Origin of the sequence: Candidatus Planktophila sp. (assembly GCF_036734405.1) — a bacterium.
Taxonomy (GTDB): Bacteria; Actinomycetota; Actinomycetes; order Nanopelagicales; family Nanopelagicaceae; genus Planktophila.
The window spans coordinates 269,323-287,767 of the sequence record NZ_DAIMYR010000003.1 but is presented as its reverse complement, the minus strand read 5'-3'; the positions used below and the strand labels follow the sequence as shown (position 1 = coordinate 287,767).

Here is an 18,445-nt window from a genome sequence, read left to right as displayed (position 1 = left end):
GCACGCCGCCAGCGTTCGTCCTGAGCCAGGATCAAACTCTCCATAGAAAGTTTTCATCTTGGCGATCAGACAAACAAACTGTCGTTTAATTTGTCATTTATATACCAAAGGAAATCAACGGGTATAGCTTTTTATGGCTATACCTCATTGAGGTATTTATATATTTGCCGTGGTTGTTATTTAATCAAAAAGCATTGTAAAACAATGATTTTTCGCTATTGAAAGCATGACTAAGTAAGCCACTATTGGCATTGACTTATGGCACGCTGTTGAGTTCTCAAGGTACGGATGCGCACTGCTTTTCAGAATTCCTTCTGATTTTCAGGGCAGATCGCCAAACTTAGTGCATGCACGCAGGCGCGGTCAAACCGCACCTTCGAGAGTTACTAGATCTGGCTGACGCTCAATTTCTTGAGCATCTGTGCCTACTGTCCGGCCTAAATCGTCCGTTCCCAGCAAGGAGCGTAACTATACATAGCAGGCCTGGACCGGTCAAATCGGCGAGGCACCATGTCGCCCCTACTAATCACAGCCAAGAAATTGCGAATTATCCACGCCCGCTAGCGTTTTAGCCCGTTTGACGGAATCTTAGGCTAATTCGACAGCGGCGAGATCTCGCTTACCTTTTCGCAAAACTGCATATTTTCCGCATAAAAAGTCAGATTTTGAGGGGCGGAAATCTTCTCCTGAAATCTTCTCATTATTGAGATATGCGCCACCTTCTTTGACGATGCGGCGAGCAGCTGATTTGGAGTCAACGACCCCGGTTGCTGCTAGGAGATCCACCCATGTTGGAATTTCTTCTTGTGCAGAAATAGTTGTACGTGGAAGTTCGGCCAGTGCGGATGCAAGTGTTGCTTCATCAAGTTCTGAAAGTTCTCCCTGACCAAACAATGCACGTGCGGCAGCTTCTACCCGTTGTGTTATTTCTTCTGAATGCACCAAAGCGGTGAGCTCTCGTGCCAAAGCGCGATGGGCTTCGCGCAAACCTGGATTTTCGTTGTGCGACTTTTCTAATTCAATGATTTCATCATGGCTCTTGAAGGAGAAGACTTTTAAAAAGTTAATAACATCTTTGTCATCTGAGTTCAACCAGAATTGGAAGAAGGCATATGGAGATGTCATCTCTGGATCTAGCCAGACCGAACCTCCTGCGGTTTTTCCAAACTTAGTTCCATCTGCCTTCATCAACAGTGGAACTGTTAATGCATGACCACTTCCCTGTTCAACGCGACGAATCAGATCTAAACCAGCAACGATATTTCCCCACTGATCTGATCCACCAACTTGCAAGGTGCAGTTATTGCGGCGGAATAATTCAAGGAAATCGTATGACTGCAGGACTTGATAGGAAAATTCGGTGTAAGAGATTCCTCCACCTTCTAGACGGGCTGATACTGAATCCTTCGACAACATTTGGTTGACGCTAAAGTGTTTACCGATGTCGCGCAAGAATTCGATCGCGCTAAGCGGAGCGGTCCAATCCAGATTGTTGACAACTTGAGCTGGATTTTTAGGCGCGTCAAAATCTAAGAACGCAGATACTTGCTTGCGAATTCGATTGACCCAACTTTCAACTATTTCATTGCTATTAAGCGTACGTTCATCACTCTTTCCACTTGGATCTCCAACAAGTCCAGTCGCTCCGCCCACAAGTGCAATTGGATTGTGCCCAGCTAATTGGAATCGGCGTAGCACCAGAAGGACGACAAGGTTTCCTGCGTGCAATGATGGCGCTGTTGGGTCAAAGCCCACATACAGTGTCGTGGGCTTCTTTAGCGCTTCAAGAAGCGCGGCCTCATCCGTTGATTGGGCTAATAATCCACGCCAGCGAAGATCTTCGATCAGGTTCATGCGCTCATCATCTCTGAAAATGCCTTGCGCTTGCTGGCAATTTCTTGGCTAGTTTTTCCGTTGGCGGTTAAGGCATCTTTAATCTGTTGTGCAACTAAGGTTGGCGCGGTTCCACCTGATGTTGTCCGTGAATTTAATGCGCCATGCACCGTCAGAAATTCACGCACTCCCCCATCAAGTTGTGGGTGCACAGAGGCAAGTTCATCATCAGTTAATTGATGTAACTCACGAGCTGATGATTCACACAGTGCAACACATTTGCCGGCGGCCTCATGTCCTTGGGAAAAAGGTACATTCTTTTTTGCTAAGTAATCCGCGATCTCGGTCGCTAAAGAAAACCCGGTTGGCGCGGCAAGTGCCATTTTCTCGCGGTCAAAATCTGTAGTTGCAATCATCCCTGTTACCGCCGGAAGAACCAGCAACAAGGTATCAATACTGTCGAACAAAGGTTCTTTGTCTTCTTGGAGATCACGGTTATACGCAAAAGGTAAACCTTTCAACATAGTCAATACGCTTACAAGATTTCCAACTAAACGACCAGACTTTCCGCGAGCAAGCTCTGCCATATCTGGATTCTTCTTTTGGGGCATGATCGATGAACCTGTCGAATAAGCATCGGCAACTCGTGCCCAAGCAAACTCTTGCGATGCCCACAAACTCCACTCTTCGCCGATTCTAGAAAGGTGATTTCCAATCATGGCGCAAATGAAAAGAGCTTCGGCAACATAGTCACGATCACTAACCGCATCAATACTGTTAGCAAAGGTGGATTCAAAACCTAAATTCTTGGCGGTAAATGCCGGTTCAAGCGGCAGCGAAGATCCGGCAAGTGCGCCCGCACCTAAGGAGCTAACCGATGTACGGGACAACCAATCATTAATTCGATCTAAATCTCGCGCAAAAGCTTGGGCATGCTTTGCTAATTCATGACCAAATGAAACTGGTTGTGCATGTTGAATGTGGGTAAAGCCGGGTGCAGGATCGTTGACGTATTCGGCTGCTTTTTCCAAGATTGCAGTTTGCAAAGCGGTAACTAGTGTTGCAATTTCTAGCATGTGGTCAATTGAAAAAAGCCTAAGGTCAGTAGTGACTTGATCATTACGAGAGCGACCTGCTCGAAGTGATCCACCTACTGCGCCTAATTTTTCAGTTAATCCGCGCTCTAAAGCGCTATGAACATCTTCATCACTATCGTTGGCAACAAAGGTGCCAGCAGCGACTTCTTGAGTCAGTTCCTTTAAGGCATTGCTAATCACAGCCGCATCCTTAGGCGCGATCAAGCCACTTTTGTTCAAGATAGCTAAGTGAGCCATCGATGAACGAAGATCATACGGAGCTAAGCGCCAATCAAAGTGCACGCTTCTAGACAGGGCAAAGACTGAGTCCTCTGGACCCTGCGCAAAACGTCCGCCCCATAGAGCCATTACTTCCTCTTTCCGTCACCTTGTGCGTAAGCGAGCAATTCTTTCGCTAAATGGGCTCCACCCGTGGCTTTCTTGGATACCAAAATAATCGTGTCGTCCCCTGCAATGGTTCCGATTACTCCAGTGAGCCCAGCATGATCCAAAGAACTTGCTAGAAATTGCGCTGCTCCCGGAGGAGTGTGAATGACCGCCAAATTGGCGCTGTGGTCAACGGAGAGAATCAATTTAGATGGAAGTGGCGTGCTTCGCACAATGGCATCATCTGAACTTTCCCGGATTTGATAGGTACTTTCACCAGCTTTATTGCGAGCACGAACTGCACCGATCTCTTCTAGATCACGACTAGCTGTTGCTTGAGTAACTTTGTACCCAGCTTTTTTAAGCAGAGTTACTAAATCAGATTGTGAATGCACTTTGCCGGCTTGAATTAAAGAGATTGCCTTAGCTCTACGGGCCGAAACTGATTGAGCATTACTTGCCATCTGAAATCGCCTTTCTAAAAATGGAAATAAATTTATTGATTTGTGCATCTGTCACGATTAAAGCTGGCGCTATTCGAATAGTTGTTTCATTGGCTGCATTGACCAAAACTCCTGCGTTGCGCATTGTCGTAGCTATGTCCGACGCCTTTAGGGAATCAAGTTCTATGCCAAGTAATAAGCCTGCGCCACGTACTTCTTTAACGCCGGGGATAAGCGCCAACTCTTGAATTAAATATGCTCCCTGCTTCTTAACTTTTGCGAGCAATTTCTTGGATTCAATGACATCAATTGCCGCTAGCCCCGCCGCCGTTGTTACGGGATTACCTCCAAATGTAGAACCGTGATCGCCCGGTTGGAATAAATCGGCCGCTTTGCCCAACGCGATCATTGCTCCCAATGGCAATCCCCCACCTAAGCCTTTTGCCACGGTGATTACATCTGGCGTAATTCCCGAATACTCATATCCAAACCAATCACCGGTGCGACCCATTCCGGTTTGCACGGCATCAATTACTAGCAAAGCACCTTTTTCATCACAGAGTGTGCGAAGTTGTTGCAGATAATCTGCCGGTGGAACTATTACTCCGGCTTCACCCATTATTGGTTCGATAATTACCATAGCTGTTTTCTTGGTTACCGCTTTGCGCATCGCCCCGATGTCACCATAAGGAACGTGCTTAACACCTTTAATCAAAGGCAAGAAAGGTTCACGTTTAGCAGGTTGGCCGGTCAGAGATAAGGCTCCCATAGTGCGTCCATGGAAAGCGCCTTGAGCTGCTACAACTCGAACTTTCCCGGTACGTCTGGATAACTTAAAGGCTGCTTCATTGGCTTCGGCACCTGATTGACAGAAGAAAACCTTGGCAACTTTGTCACCGGTCATGCGTACTAGTTTTTCCGCTAAAACGATTGCGTTTGGATGTGCGTAAAAATTGCTAACGTGTCCAAGAGTAGAAACTTGCTTGCTTACCGCCTTAACAATCGCAGGATGAGCATGTCCCAAAATGCTAGTCGCAATACCACCTAAAAAATCAAGATAATCCTTGCCATCGGCATCTGTGACAACGATTCCTTTTCCCTTAATTAAGGCAATAGAGGGCGTTCCATAGTTGTTTTGTACAACTGTATTCCAACGATTGAGAATTTTTTTATTTGTCATGCGACTACCAGTGTTCCGCCTTTACCAGCCAAAGCTGATGCAAAGCTATCGGGATCTGTTCCATCAATAATTCGAACCGCCTTAGCTCCAAATGACAATGCATCTAGCGCCGCTTGAACCTTAGGAGCCATGCCTTCGGCAAAACTGTTTTTGATTGATTCAAGTTCGACTGCACTGATTTGATCAATCAATGAACTCTGATCAGGCCAGTAGCGGTAAATCCCCGCAACATCGGTCATAACGATTAACGCTGATGCGCCCAGGGCCGCCGCGATTGCTGCAGCAGCAAAGTCTGCATTGACGTTTAATCCGGTTTTCAAATCTTGGTCGGAGGAAACAGGTGCGACCACGGGCACTATTCCATCATTTAGAAGTTCTAGAAGTTGTCCGGGATCGACCGAGTGAACTTCACCCACATATCCCAGATCTGCCGGTGTTCCATCGATCAAAGTTGTTCTTCGCTTTGCAATAACTGTAGGCAATTGCCGAGCTGAAATTGCTCTGGCTTTAATACCTGAGGCGCTCAAAGTTGCTGCAACTTCTTGTCCCACTTGATTAACAAGAACATCTTCAACGACATCAAAGATTTCCTTAGTCGTTACTCTAAATCCGCCTATCCAATCGCTATCGATATTGCGTGCCTTAAGGGCTGCATCTATTTGAGGCCCACCACCGTGCACAACAACAACCTTTTCACCTGTACCTAAGGCCGCAGAAATAGCTTTGGCAAAATTGCCGTTCTCATCTTTCATGGCGTGACCACCAAATTTCACAACTATCATGTTGAATACGCCGAATTCTCGTGCACATAATCATGAGACAAGTCATTGGTAAGTACGGTTGCGCTCTTTTGACCAACCTTTACATCAATTTCAATCTCTACTAATCGACTAGCAAAGTCAACTAAGTTTTTGTTGGCATCAGGTGCGCTATTGGAACAGACCTGAACACCGTTGAGTTTCACATCAATAGCCAACGGATCCATGTGCGCATCGGCGGTACCGACCGCAGCTAATACTCTTCCCCAGTTGGGATCACCGCCAAATATGGCCGCTTTCAAGAGATTGTTGCGTGCGCAAGCACGGCCAATTTCCACCGCATCTTTCTCACTAGCAGCGTTTACCACAGTGATCGCAACAGTTTTGGTGGAGCCTTCAGCATCTGCAATCAATTGTTCTGCCAAAGAACCACATACCTGCATCAAGGTCTGCTCTAATTCCTGGTCAGAGATCGTTACGTGACTGGCTCCAGAAGCCATTAACAGAACCGTGTCATTGGTTGAAGTGCATCCATCGGAATCAATACGGTTAAAGGTACGGTCAGTCACGCGCTCGAAGATCTGCTGTGCATTTCCACTAACTATTGCATCGGTCATAACTACAGACAACATTGTTGCTAGCGCTGGAGCCAGCATTCCTGCACCCTTCGCGATACCGGTAAACTCGGCGCCGTTGATTGAAGCCGCGGCGATCTTTGGAACTGAATCCGTTGTCATGATTGCTCTAGCACTGCCATCCAAGCCATCAATGCTCAAAACTGGTGCAATTGAATCAAGTCCAATCATAATTTTGTCCATGGGAAGCAGCTCCCCGATCAAGCCAGTTGAGCACACAATTACTTCACCTGCTGAAACGTTGAGCAACTGACCTACATGTTCGGCAGTTCTATGTGTGTCGGCAAAACCCTGTGGGCCTGTGCAAGCGTTAGCACCGCCACTATTGAGAACAACTGCGCGAACTATCCCGCCCTTTGCCACCTGACGTGACCAAATTACAGGGGCAGCCACGACCTTGTTCGTTGTAAACACAGCCGCCGATGTGAAGTGTGGGCCCTGGTTTTCTATCAGAGTTAAGTCAAGTGCTCCGGTACTTTTCAAACCCGCCGCAACTGATCCAGATCTAAACCCTTGTGGAAGTTTCATGCACCTATTCCATCTAAGGCAAGGCCACTTATTTCGGATAATCCACAAATCAAATTAGCATTTTGAATCGCTTGACCTGCAGCACCTTTACCAAGATTATCGATAGCAACTGAAACCACTAAACGATTTGTGTGCTGATCTACTGCAACTTGTAGCTGAACCCTGTTGCTTCCTGTTACTGCACTTGTTTTCGGCATTAGACTCGCAGGCAATAGATCTATGAAGAATTCATCTGCATAATGCTTTGCATATAGTTCATGCGCCTGTTGTGTTGTCATAGGCTTTATAAGCTTTGCCGTAATCGTTGACAGGATTCCACGAGGCATCGGAGCTAGAATCGGTGTGAATGAAATCTTTGCCTCTTTTTGAGCAACTGCAGATAATGCTTGTTCTATTTCAGGCGTGTGTTGGTGTACACCACCGAATTTGTATGAGGTCAGAGAGCCCATTACTTCACTACCAATTAAATTGATCTTCGCGCTGCGTCCAGCTCCAGTTGTACCTGATGCGGCCACAACAACGATGTCTGAAGAATCAATGACGCTGATAGCTGGTGCGATGCCGAGTGCAATTGAAGTTGCATAGCAGCCCGGATTAGCAACCTTGCTCTCTTTTTTAATCGCTTCACGCTGACCTGGAGCGAGTTCTGGCATTCCATATACCCAGGCACCTGCGTGCTTTCCACCGTAATACTTCTCCCATTGCAAAGAATCTTCTAATCTGTAATCGGCGCCGAGATCCACGATCTTTACATGTGGAGGAATCTTTGCAATCAATGCAGCCGATTCGCCATGAGGCAAAGCAAGAAACACCAACTGGATCTCTGCGAAATTGATTGAATCGACATTAACGAAGGTGCGACCTGAATAGCTTTGCAGTTGAGGGTGCACCGAGGTTACTTGCTCCCCTGCATTTGTATGCGCGCTCACAACCGTCACCTCAAAATGTGGGTGGGTAGCAAGTAGCCTTAGCAACTCTCCGCCCGCGTACCCGCTAGCACCAATCACCGCTGTTTTCATGAGTAAAGAGTAAAGGATGATCTATAATTATGCAACCTTATGCATAATTATGCGGTTCGGACTACAGCTCCGAACTTTGCCCCGGCCAGGGCTGTGGCCGCTTCGCGCATGAGCGAAACTTCTTCGCCAGTCAGGGTGCGATCGGCGGCGCGGAAAACCAAAGTGAAAGCCAGCGAAATTTTGCCATCACCAATTTTGTCATAACGATCAAAGAGTGTGATCGATTCAAGGAGCTCTCCGGCGCCTTCGCGTAAAGCAGCTTCCACATTGGCAGCACTTACTGTTGAATCAACGATTAAAGCCACATCTTGGACAGCGGCAGGCATTGTTCCAACCGTAGTCGGCCTTACTAGCTGTGAATCAGGAAGAGCGCTCAACGCAACTGCGAAAGCGACAGAGCGTTCTGGAAGACCATACGCCGCAACTATTCGTGGATGAAGCTCTCCTGCATGAGCTACAGCTTTGCCATTTACTACTAATTCTGCGCAGCGACCTGGATGCCATGGAGCAAGATCTGATCGCGCTACTGTCCATTCAAGGTTGCACAGCGCTAGAACATCTTGTGCGAAGGCAATTGCATCCTGCCAGTTATAGCTTCGCGCTTTGCCTTGCCAGTTCTCATTTTCTGTCTTGCCTACTAATAAGCCTGCAACGTGATATCCCTGAGCTGGAACGCTTGCAAAGATCTGATCAATAATCTTTTGGTCTGGACGCTTTGTGAGATTAGGTGAAATAGCTGGAACTAATTTCTGTGAACTGCGGAAGATTGAGCCCATCTCAAAAATCGCAAAATCTTTGGCTCCGCGGCTGATGTTGCGTTGCGCAACTTCGATGAGTCCCGGCACTAAATGCACACGCATTAATGGGAATTCTTCTGACATAGGGTTTGCTACCTTGTACGTTGCAGCTCGTTCTCCGACAAAACCCATTGAATCTATGGTTGCTTGATTAGTAAATGGAAAGGTCTGAACTTCGGCTAATCCACGACTTGCAAGCATTGTCGCAACCGCACGACGACGCTTCTGAGTCGCAGTCAACGATGCGTGCAATGGACGCGGTGGCAGAATGGATGGAATCTTGTCGTAGCCGATCATGCGGGCTACTTCTTCGGTGAAATCTGCTGCCGTTAGCAAATCCGCGCGCCACGAAGGTGGGTCAATGGTGAAACTCTTTTCATCGACATCGCAGCCCACTACACGTAAGAGTTCTGCGACCTGCTTAGCAGGAACATCAAAACCTAAAATCTTTGAGACGTAATCAGGGTCAATCTTGACCAAGGGTGCATAAATCGGTTCGCCATCAACCACAGTTGCCACGTGCTTGGCTGAACTATGAGCCATTAGAAGTTGAACAAAACGCGCTGATGCGAATTCGGCTAATGAAGGATCAACACTGCGTTCTAATCGACGTGAGGCCTCAGAAGAAAGCTTGTGACGACGTGAATTCTTTGCGATGCAGACTTCACAGAAGTGAACCGCTTCTAGAGCGATCCCTGTTGTTGTCTCGGTTATCTCAGATGAGAGACCGCCCATAGTTCCGGCGAGTGCTAAAGGTTGTTCATCATCACACACCATTAAATCTTCAGGATCTAATGTGCGCTCTACTCCATCTAGAGTTTTAAATTTTTGCGCTTTACCTGCGCGCTTGATCGTAAGTCCACTCTTGATTTTGTCTTTATCAAAGGCGTGCAGCGGCTGCCCTAGTTCCAGCATTACATAGTTTGTGACATCTACAACCAGAGAGATCGAGCGCATTCCCATTTTCTCGATACGACGTCGCATCCAAATAGGTGTAGTTGCTTTTGGATCAAAATCAGAAAGCGTGCGAAGATAGAAAACTGAAGCGGTTGACTTATCGGCGATTTTTGCTGACACACCTTTGCCGCTGTCCTCAAACTTAAGTGTTCGAAGTGCATCAACAGGATCAGTGAACTTTAGATTGAGCGAGGCTGCAACTTCGCGTGCGATACCTCTGATACTAAGTGCGTATCCACGATCGGGATTAACCGCTACATCAAAGATCACATCATTAATCTGCAAAGCCTCTATCGCGTCAGCGCCTACGGTGACTTCTTTTTCGGCAAAGACCATGATGCCTGCGTGGTCATCACTGATTCCAAGTTCACGGGCTGAACAAATCATGCCGTTAGAGGTTTTACCGTAAGTCTCGCGTGCACCAATTGTGAATTCCCCCGGAAGAATCGCACCAGGAAGTGCTGCAACCACTAAATCCCCCACTGCAAAGTTGGTTGCTCCGCAAATGACGTAACGAGTTTCACCTTCGCCGCAATCAAGACCAACGTAGCGAATAGGTTTTTTGAATTCGGTGATCTCTTCGATGGAAAGCACCTTTGCAAACTTCAAGGGTCCGGTTAAATCAGCACCCTGCTTAATGATCTCTTCTACCTCAAACCCAACCCGAATGAGCCCATCAGAGATTTGTTCAGCTGTCACTGAAGCAGGAATATCAACGAACTCTTTAATCCAACTTAAGGGTGCGCGCATCAGAGACCTACCCCAAACTGACGGGTAAAACGCAAATCGCCTTCAACAATGTCATGCATATCTGTAATGCCGTGGCGGACCATAAGCGTTCGCTCTAGACCCATTCCAAAAGCAAAACCACTATAAACATCGGTATCGATTCCACATGTTGCAAGAACTTTAGGATTAACCATTCCGCAACCGCCCCACTCGATCCAACGGTTATTAAAGAAAATATCTACTTCAGCACTCGGTTCGGTGAACGGAAAGAACGATGGTCGAAGACGCGTAGTTACATCTGGACCAAACATATGTCGAGCAAAGTTGTCGAGCGTGCCCTTAAGGTGGGCCATCGTGATTGCCTTATCGATCACAAGGCCTTCGACTTGGTGAAACACCGGGCTATGCGTTGCATCTAATTCATCAGCACGGAAAGTTCGACCAGGACAGACAACATAGATTGGTGGTTGCTGGGTCAACATCGTTCTAATTTGAACTGGAGAAGTATGTGTACGTAGCACCATCCCTGATTCGATCGGTTCGATAAAGAAGGTGTCCTGCATTGTTCTAGCTGGGTGATCTGCTGGAATATTCAGCGCGTCAAAGTTCAACCAACCCGATTCAAGTTCAGGACCTTCCTCTACTGCAAAGCCTTGTTCGATGAAGAAGTCCGAGACTTCATTTTTGATGATTGAGATCGGATGTAACCCACCACGGTGTGAACGGTTTACCGGCAAGGTAATGTCGACTACTTCTTCGAGCAAAACTTTACGATCGCGCTCTGCTTCTAAAGTTGCGGTTGCCTGTGCCAAGGCTTCGGCAATTGCAGCTTTAGCGTCACCGATAACTTTTCCGAAGGATGCTTTATCTTCAGGAGAAAGTGTGCCCAGACCACGTGAGGCTAGAGCGATTGGTGATTTATCTCCGGCATGGGCTAAACGGGCAACTTTGAGTGAATCTAAATCTGTTGCGGAGGCGAAAGCCTTTCGGGCATCTTCAACCCAGGATGAAATCTCCTCAACGCGCATAGGGAGAACTCTATCGGGAACAGCCTTTTTAACGCGGCATATTTGATAGGTGATACATAACAATCGAGGCTGCTGCCGACAAGTTGAGGCTCTCTGCTTTGCCAGGCATCGGGATATTTACACTCTCGATGCTACTGAGATTGCCACCAGTAGAAAGGCCTCGTGATTCATTACCGAAGATCGCAACGGTGTCACCAGCTGATACGTATTCGTTTAAACTCTTACTTCCGGTAGCTCCCAATGAAAATCCACGAACTCCGCGATTGACTAGATCCTCCAGAGCAACGGATTCAAAAACAGGAATATGCCACAGCGATCCGGCGGTACTTCGCACAACCTTCGGCGAAAACATATCCACGCTACCTGGTGATGTAATTACGGCATCCATTCCGAAAGCATCAGCCGAACGCAGAATAGTTCCAGCATTTCCTGGGTCCTGTACCTCGGACAAATAAATGAATTTACGTGAACCGTTAAGTGAAATTGAATCTAAGCGTGTATCAGGGATCTTGCAGATTGCGATTATTCCCTGCGGAGTAATTGTTTCAGTCATTTGCTTCATGACTTCATCACTGACATCAACCGTGTTGAACTGCGACAACTCAGCAATTTCCTCGGCTTTAGCGCGACCATTTACTGTTAAGTACAGAGTTTCTACTTTCGGGCCACTCTTGGCAACAAGGGCTTCACGCGCACATTGCAAACCTTCAGCAACAAATTCTCTCGCGTTCTTTCTTTCCTTAACTCCCCTAGAACCAATAAGAGCCTTAACTCGCGCGATATGTGGCGAGTTAAGGCTCTCAATCATTATTGGAACTTAGAGTGATGCAAGGCTCTTGCGAGCTACATCCACAAGAGTCTTGAAAGTTGCTGGATCATTTGTCGCAAGATCTGAAAGAACGCGACGATCTACTTCGACACCTGAAGCCTTAAGGCCTTGGATGAAGCGGTTGTATGTAAGACCGTGTTCGCGGCAACCAGCGTTAATGCGCTGGATCCATAGGCGACGGAAATCGCCCTTCTTATCTTTGCGGTCATTGAATGCATAAACCATTGAGTGTGTAACTTGCTCTTTCGCCTTTGTGAAAAGACGTGAACGTTGTCCGCGATATCCGCTGGCACGTTCAAGAGTTGTGCGACGCTTCTTAGCTGCGTGTACTCCGCGCTTTACTCTCATTTAACCGGCTCCTTACTTCAAACCAAGCATGCGCTTGGCGGTTACTGCGACAGTTGGCTTTGCAGCTGACTCTGTCGATAGACGACGTGTGACTCGTGAAGATTTGTGCTCGAGCAAGTGGCGCTTTCCTGCGCGCTCGTGCATAACCTTTCCAGAACCTGTGATGCGGAATGTCTTCTTCGCACCACTGTGTGTTTTCATCTTTGGCATCTTCTTAAGCTCCATCCGTAGTCTCTGCAGCTGCAGTAGCTTTCGCCTTGCGTGCTGCCTTTGCTTCTGCAACTGCTTCTGTCTTTTTCTTTGTTGGCCCAAGAACCATGGTCATGTTTCGTCCCTCTTGCTTGGGAGCAAACTCAACAAAACCTACCGCTGCAATATCTTCTGCAAGACGTTGCAACATCTTGTAACCCAACTCAGGTCGCGTTTGTTCGCGTCCGCGGAACTTCATTGTCACCTTAACCTTGTCGCCACCCTTAAGAAATTTCTCAACCTGACTACGCTTTGTTTCGTAATCGTGGTTTTCGATCTTTGGTGTCAACCGCACTTCCTTCACCACAATGTGGGTCTGGTTCTGACGCGCTTCCCGTGCCTTCTGTGCAACTTCGTATTTGTACTTTCCGAAGTCCATGATTTTGCAAACAGGTGGATTGGCTTCAGGTGCGATCTCAACTAGGTCGAGGCCGACTTCATCTGCCATCTTTAACGCTGTATCGATATCTACTACTCCAACTTGTTCACCGGTGTAACCGATCAGACGAATTTGGGGTGTGCGAATTCGATCATTAATGCGTGGTTCAGTGCTGACTTTGTGCTCCTTCGGTTCGTAAACGCTTTGGTGTAACAGCGCTGCAAAAGAAAACCGCAAGGGCAAGAGAAATACTTCTCTTATCCGACAAACCAGCCCGCACTAGTGGCGATGAAGGTGGGAGCGGTAACTCCTCTTGCAGTGGTTGTTACGCCACTGGTCTGGGGCAAAGATTACCCGTTGGGGCCGAAAAGGAGAAATTGAGCCTAATCCCAAGGGGCGAAGGCAAGGGCGGAGCACTACCCTTGAACCATGGCCAAGGAAAAGAAGATTTTCGACATCACGAGTGCGCAAAATGCGCTTACCCGTGATCAAGCTGGCCGCCAGAAGCGCTACTTCATTTCGATGATGATCCGTACAGCGTGTTTCATTCTGACCGTAATTCTGCCTAGCCCATATCGTTGGTTTGCTTTAGCCGGCGCCGTGACCTTGCCTTATTTTGCTGTTGTCATTGCAAATGCTGGTCGCGAGACAGTTACTAGAGGATCTGACATCGTAGAAGACAAGCCATTAGCACTCGATTAATTCATGTCCTCTGAAATCAAAACAAAAGAACCCTGGTCTTTTTTCAAAACCATAATCGCTTTGGCTCTGGTGTTGTTGTGCATCTGGGCAGCCGATTGGCAATACACACGCGGCGTTGACCGACAGGCAAGAAACAATGTTATTGAAGAGCGCATAGCTAGATCTGCGATTGATCTAGAAGCAAGAGATGTGATCCTGGGTAACAACGAATGGCAAAGCGTCACTACCAATGGACGTTTTGATTCATCCCAACAGATACTGCTTCGTAACCGTTACTGGGAGGGTAAGTACGGATATGAAGTCTTAACTTTGTTCACAAGTTCATCTGGTGAAAAGTTTTGGGTAGACCGAGGTTGGGTAAAAGCAGGCGCTACAGCAACGACACCACCAAAAGTCACTAGCGTGCCAGATAGCGATGTAACTATTACCGGGCGATTGCGCTTGGACTCATCCCTACCCCGTGGTTCTTTCTTTGCTTTACCAGCTACTGGTCAAGGTTTGGTCTCCGAACTTAATGCACAATCACAAATGGATACCGAAAAGTTTTACATTGATTTACTGAGTGGATCTGATCCATCACTTACCCCGGCTGCACCTGCCCAGTTGCCACCACTTAGCGATGGTCCGCACAAGGCATATGCACTGCAGTGGCTATTTTTTGGTGGTTTGATTATTTACGGACGAATTCTAATTCGCCGTACCCGTTAAATCTTGACGGTTGTATAAATCTGAATACAGGCCACCTTTAGCAACTAGTTCATCATGTGTGCCACGTTCGACAATTGAACCTTTTTCTAGAACCAAAATTTGATCGGCATCTCTGACGGTGCTCAAGCGATGGGCAATAACAATACTTGTTCGACCCTTCAGTGCAGTTTGTAGTGCGGCATGTACCAATTGTTCATTCTCAGAATCCAAATGAGCAGTTGCTTCATCCAAAATTACAACTGATGGTGATTTAAGGAGCAGGCGGGCAATTGCTAAACGTTGTTTCTCGCCACCAGATAATCGATGTCCACGTTCTCCGACCATTGTTTCAAAACCATTTGGTAATGAATCTATGAGGTTCCAGATCTGAGCGGACTTGCACGCTTGAATCATCTCTTCTTCTGTCGCATCTTGCTTTGCATAGCGAAGGTTTTCCGCAATTGTTTCGTGGAACAAATGAGCATCCTGCATTACGACACCGATTGAATCACGAAGTGATTCCAAGGTTAGATCACGGATGTCATGACCATCGATAGAAATAGCGCCATCCGTTACATCGTAAAGACGAGGTAGCAAGGCACTGATGGTTGTTTTTCCAGCACCCGATGGACCAACTAAAGCGGTCATAGTTCCGGGTGCGGCTACAAAGGAAAGATCATTGAGTACCTGGCCGCTTTGCACGGTTTCTTCCTTAGCCGCAGATTCAAGTGATGCAAGTGAAATTTCTTCAGCGCGAGGATACGAGAAGTTAACGTTCTTAAATTCAATGCGAGGCTGCGCAGTCTTTAGCTCAATTGCGTTCTCGCGATTTTTCACCATTGGCTCAAGATCCAAAACTTCAAAGACGCGTTCAAAAGAGACAAGTGAAGTCATTACATCAATGCGAACATTTGAAAGCGCAGTAAGTGGGCCATAGAGACGAGCAAGAAGTGCGGTAATTGCAAGAAGAGTTCCAACAGTTACTCCACCTTGAATGGCTAAGTGGCCACCAATGCCATAGGCAAAAGCCGTAGCAATTGCCGCCACGCTAGTAAGTGCGATGAAGAAGAGTCGATTGAGCATCGCCATCTTTATCCCGATATCAGCTACTCGACGCGCTCGGCTTCTAAAGTATTCGCGTTCGCGTGCTGGTTCCCCATACAGAGCCACGAGCATCGCTCCCGAAACATTGAAACGTTCAGTCATCGTGCTGGACATTTCGGCGTTAACGCCAAAGGACTCACGGGTTAAAGATTGCAATCTGCGGCCGACCCATTTAGTGGGAATTAGGAAGACAGGTAATAGTAAAAGAGAGAAAATAGTGATTTGCCAGGAAAGAATGAGCATTGTGATGGTGACCAAAAATAGACTTACAACATTGCTTACGACACCCGACAGCGTCGCTGTGAAGGCCTGCTGAGCTCCGATTACATCAGAGTTGATTCTAGAAATGAGCGCGCCGGTTTGGGTTCTGGTGAAAAAAGCAATTGATTGCTTCTGCACATGCGAAAAGACTAATGAGCGAAGATCATAAATCAGACCTTCTCCAATACGCGAAGAAAAATATCGCCCCAACATATTAAAGGCTGCATCAGCAATTGCAATTAGTCCAACCAGAATTGCTAGATTTGTTACTACCGACGCGTCTTTTGGAATTACACCATCATCGATCAAACGCTTTAGTAGTAAAGGAGTAGCAACAACCAAGGCAGCATCCACCACAACTGTGGCCAAATAAATGAAGATATTTGTTCTGTAAGGACGTGCAAAAGAAAAAATTCTTTTAACGGTGCCCGGTTTTAACTTCTGTTCCTTCACTGAAGGATCTGCCGTCATAGAGCGGTGGGTCATCCACGCTGCATGCATTGACATAATTAAACGGTAAAGCCAAGAGCGCGCAGCTGATCTCTTCCATCATCGGTGATCTTGTCTGGGCCCCAAGGTGGCATCCATACCCAATTGATTTTCACATCAGTAGTCATTCCAGCAAGTGCGGCGCGAGTTTGATCTTCAATTACATCTTGAAGTGGGCAAGCAGCTGAAGTTAGTGTCATGTTGAGAATCGCGATATTGGCTTCATCAACCATGACATCGTAGATCAGACCTAGATCGACAACATTGATACCGAGTTCTGGATCAACAACATCCTTCATCGCCTCTGTTACATCATCAACGCTAGTAGCCATTGTTACTCTCCCCCTGTTGTGGTGTTAATTCTAACTGCTGCATCCTTAAAGGCCATCCACCCAAGAAGTGCGCATTTGATGCGCGCGGGAAATTTGGAAACGCCAGCAAGTGCCACTGCGTCCTCAAGCACATCAGGATTTCCCTCTTTTGTGCCCTTGCTCTGCATGAGCTCAGTGAACTCATTGAGAATTGCATCGGCGGCGGCAAAGCTCTTATTGACCAAAAGATCACTAGCAATAGAGACACTTGCCTGCGAGATTGAGCAGCCAACACCATCCCAAGTAATCGCGGTTATTACCCCATCTTTAGCAGAGACGTTGAGTGTGATTTCATCGCCACAGCTTGGATTTACATGGTGAACCTGCGCGCCATAAGTGCTCGCTAATCCCTTGTTCAGCGGATGTTTGTAGTGATCAAGAATGACCTCTTGATAAAGACTATCTAGTTGCATCATGCAAAGTATTTCTGAGCGCCCATGATTGCGTCAAATAAATCTTCGCAATCTGATTCATCGTTGTACAAATACAAGGAAGCACGAGTTGTAGCGGGCACGCCTAATTTTCTGGTTAACGGCCATGCACAATGGTGTCCAGTACGAACCGCTACACCTTGACTATCTAAGTACTGACCTAAGTCATGTGGATGAATCTGACCTACTGTAAATGAAACTGCGCCACCACGCGCTTCGGTGTTATTTGGTCCAACAATAGAAAGTTCAGGTATATCCAACAATCCCTTGATGAGATAACCAGTTAATTCAACTTCGTGCTTAAAGACAGCATCCATACCAAGTGCAGATAAATAATCTACGGCAGCACCTAAGCCAACTGCTTGCGCCATGTTTGGAACTCCTGCTTCAAATCTACGTGGAGCTGGAGCCCAGGTAGCAGAGGTCATCGTGACTGTTTCAATCATGGATCCACCAAACAAAAATGGTGGCAAATCATTGAGCACAGAGCTCCATAAAACACCGACACCTGTTGGTCCTACCGCTTTATGACCAGAAAAAGTTACAAAGTCCACACCTAAAGTTTTTACATCTATTGGCATGTGCGGCACAGATTGGCAGGCATCAAGAACAACTACCGCGCCTACTTCATGCGCACGCTTAACTATTGCATCAAGAGGATTAATCGTTCCTAAAACGTTGGATTGGTGAGTCAAAGCCACAACTTTGGTGTCTTGTGTGATGACAGCGTCGATATTGGAAAGATCCAAACGTCCCTCTGGTGTTACTTCAAACCATGACAATTGCGCACCAGTGCGCGCTGCAAGTTGTTGCCAAGGAATCAGATTTGCGTGGTGTTCCATCTCAGTCACAACAATTCGATTCTTTGAGGTGAGCGCAAAACGAGATCCAGGTTCGGCGTTTCCCATTGCATAAGCAATCAGATTAAGAGACTCGGTAGCACTTTTTGTGAAAACGATTTCTTCCTCTTTCGCACCTAAGAAACCTGCCACCTTAGCCCGCGCGCCTTCGTAAGCATCAGTCGCTTCTTCAGCCAATTGATGCGCACCGCGATGCACCGCTGCATTATGTAACTTATAGAAATTACTTTCAGCTTCAATAACTGAAAGCGGCTTCTGGCTTGTCGCTCCGCTGTCTAGATAAACAAGCTTTTTTCCGTCACGAATAGTACGTTCAAAGATTGGAAAATCTTTGCGTACCTTCGCAACATTGAAACTCATTTTCC

19 protein-coding genes are annotated in these 18,445 nt (G+C 47.0%); 2 read left to right on the top strand and 17 right to left on the bottom strand.

What is annotated here, in order from left to right; genetic code table 11:
- Nucleotides 1-588 precede the first annotated feature (588 nt).
- Genes tyrS through infC form a run of 13 tightly spaced genes read right to left on the bottom strand, consistent with a single transcriptional unit; the run spans nt 589 to nt 13,412 of the window.
- On the bottom strand, nt 589-1,854 hold the full coding sequence (tyrS, locus tag AC9UC2_RS05430; RefSeq protein WP_509526150.1) for a tyrosine--tRNA ligase: 1,266 nt from the start codon (nt 1,852-1,854) through the stop codon (nt 589-591).
- Nucleotides 1,851-3,278 carry an argininosuccinate lyase gene (argH, locus tag AC9UC2_RS05425; protein WP_509526147.1) on the bottom strand — a complete coding sequence of 476 codons (1,428 nt, stop codon included), beginning with the start codon at nt 3,276-3,278 and terminating at the stop codon, nt 1,851-1,853. The genes tyrS and argH overlap by 4 nt, the downstream gene beginning before the upstream one ends.
- Nucleotides 3,278-3,760, bottom strand: coding sequence for an arginine repressor (gene argR / locus AC9UC2_RS05420; RefSeq protein WP_509526145.1), 483 nt, complete (start codon nt 3,758-3,760; stop codon nt 3,278-3,280). Before argR ends, argH begins: the two co-directional genes overlap by 1 nt.
- Nucleotides 3,750-4,919 carry an acetylornithine transaminase gene (locus AC9UC2_RS05415; RefSeq protein ID WP_509526143.1) on the bottom strand — a complete coding sequence of 390 codons (1,170 nt, stop codon included), beginning with the start codon at nt 4,917-4,919 and terminating at the stop codon, nt 3,750-3,752. Before AC9UC2_RS05415 ends, argR begins: the two co-directional genes overlap by 11 nt.
- A complete protein-coding gene (argB, locus tag AC9UC2_RS05410) occupies nt 4,916-5,701 on the bottom strand; it encodes an acetylglutamate kinase (protein WP_509526140.1) in 786 nt (261 codons plus the stop codon). The genes AC9UC2_RS05415 and argB overlap by 4 nt, the downstream gene beginning before the upstream one ends.
- Complete coding sequence (gene argJ / locus AC9UC2_RS05405; RefSeq protein ID WP_509526138.1) at nt 5,698-6,840, bottom strand: bifunctional glutamate N-acetyltransferase/amino-acid acetyltransferase ArgJ; 1,143 nt, start codon at nt 6,838-6,840, stop codon at nt 5,698-5,700. Before argJ ends, argB begins: the two co-directional genes overlap by 4 nt.
- The gene (gene argC, locus AC9UC2_RS05400) at nt 6,837-7,859 is read right to left on the bottom strand and encodes an N-acetyl-gamma-glutamyl-phosphate reductase (RefSeq protein ID WP_509526135.1); all 1,023 of its coding nucleotides are present in this window, start codon (nt 7,857-7,859) and stop codon (nt 6,837-6,839) included. Before argC ends, argJ begins: the two co-directional genes overlap by 4 nt.
- 47 nt (nt 7,860-7,906) lie before the next feature.
- Nucleotides 7,907-10,363, bottom strand: a complete 2,457-nt coding sequence (gene pheT, locus AC9UC2_RS05395) for a phenylalanine--tRNA ligase subunit beta (protein WP_509526132.1) — start codon at nt 10,361-10,363, stop codon at nt 7,907-7,909.
- The gene (gene pheS / locus AC9UC2_RS05390; protein WP_509526130.1) at nt 10,363-11,370 is read right to left on the bottom strand and encodes a phenylalanine--tRNA ligase subunit alpha; all 1,008 of its coding nucleotides are present in this window, start codon (nt 11,368-11,370) and stop codon (nt 10,363-10,365) included. The genes pheT and pheS overlap by 1 nt, the downstream gene beginning before the upstream one ends.
- Nucleotides 11,371-11,398: 28 nt before the next feature.
- Nucleotides 11,399-12,178, bottom strand: coding sequence for a TrmH family RNA methyltransferase (locus AC9UC2_RS05385; RefSeq protein ID WP_509526127.1), 780 nt, complete (start codon nt 12,176-12,178; stop codon nt 11,399-11,401).
- Between the two features lie 9 nt (nt 12,179-12,187).
- Nucleotides 12,188-12,547 (bottom strand): 50S ribosomal protein L20, encoded by a 360-nt coding sequence (rplT, locus tag AC9UC2_RS05380; RefSeq protein WP_509526124.1) that lies wholly within the window; start codon nt 12,545-12,547, stop codon nt 12,188-12,190.
- 12 nt (nt 12,548-12,559) lie between these two features.
- Nucleotides 12,560-12,757, bottom strand: a complete 198-nt coding sequence (gene rpmI / locus AC9UC2_RS05375; RefSeq protein WP_445821734.1) for a 50S ribosomal protein L35 — start codon at nt 12,755-12,757, stop codon at nt 12,560-12,562.
- 4 nt (nt 12,758-12,761) lie between these two features.
- A complete protein-coding gene (infC, locus tag AC9UC2_RS05370) occupies nt 12,762-13,412 on the bottom strand; it encodes a translation initiation factor IF-3 (protein ID WP_509526121.1) in 651 nt (216 codons plus the stop codon).
- A gap of 192 nt (nt 13,413-13,604) precedes the next feature.
- Between infC and AC9UC2_RS05365 the strand changes: the two genes are divergently transcribed.
- Together AC9UC2_RS05365 and AC9UC2_RS05360 are read left to right on the top strand one after the other, a co-directional pair.
- Nucleotides 13,605-13,877 (top strand): DUF3099 domain-containing protein, encoded by a 273-nt coding sequence (locus AC9UC2_RS05365; RefSeq protein ID WP_509526119.1) that lies wholly within the window; start codon nt 13,605-13,607, stop codon nt 13,875-13,877.
- Nucleotides 13,878-13,880: 3 nt separating this feature from the next.
- Complete coding sequence (locus AC9UC2_RS05360) at nt 13,881-14,585, top strand: SURF1 family protein (RefSeq protein WP_509526117.1); 705 nt, start codon at nt 13,881-13,883, stop codon at nt 14,583-14,585.
- Here AC9UC2_RS05360 and AC9UC2_RS05355 read toward each other — a convergent pair.
- Genes AC9UC2_RS05355 through AC9UC2_RS05340 form a run of 4 tightly spaced genes read right to left on the bottom strand, consistent with a single transcriptional unit; the run spans nt 14,565 to nt 18,440 of the window.
- Complete coding sequence (locus AC9UC2_RS05355) at nt 14,565-16,436, bottom strand: ABC transporter ATP-binding protein (protein WP_509526114.1); 1,872 nt, start codon at nt 16,434-16,436, stop codon at nt 14,565-14,567. The genes AC9UC2_RS05360 and AC9UC2_RS05355 overlap by 21 nt on opposite strands.
- A gap of 2 nt (nt 16,437-16,438) precedes the next feature.
- Nucleotides 16,439-16,750: a metal-sulfur cluster assembly factor gene (locus AC9UC2_RS05350; RefSeq protein WP_445821317.1), complete on the bottom strand. Its 312-nt coding sequence runs from the start codon at nt 16,748-16,750 to the stop codon at nt 16,439-16,441.
- 2 nt (nt 16,751-16,752) lie between these two features.
- Entirely contained in the window at nt 16,753-17,202 is a 450-nt protein-coding gene (gene sufU, locus AC9UC2_RS05345) for a Fe-S cluster assembly sulfur transfer protein SufU (protein WP_509526112.1), read from the bottom strand.
- A complete protein-coding gene (locus AC9UC2_RS05340) occupies nt 17,202-18,440 on the bottom strand; it encodes a cysteine desulfurase (RefSeq protein WP_509526109.1) in 1,239 nt (412 codons plus the stop codon). The genes sufU and AC9UC2_RS05340 overlap by 1 nt, the downstream gene beginning before the upstream one ends.
- Nucleotides 18,441-18,445 lie beyond the last annotated feature (5 nt).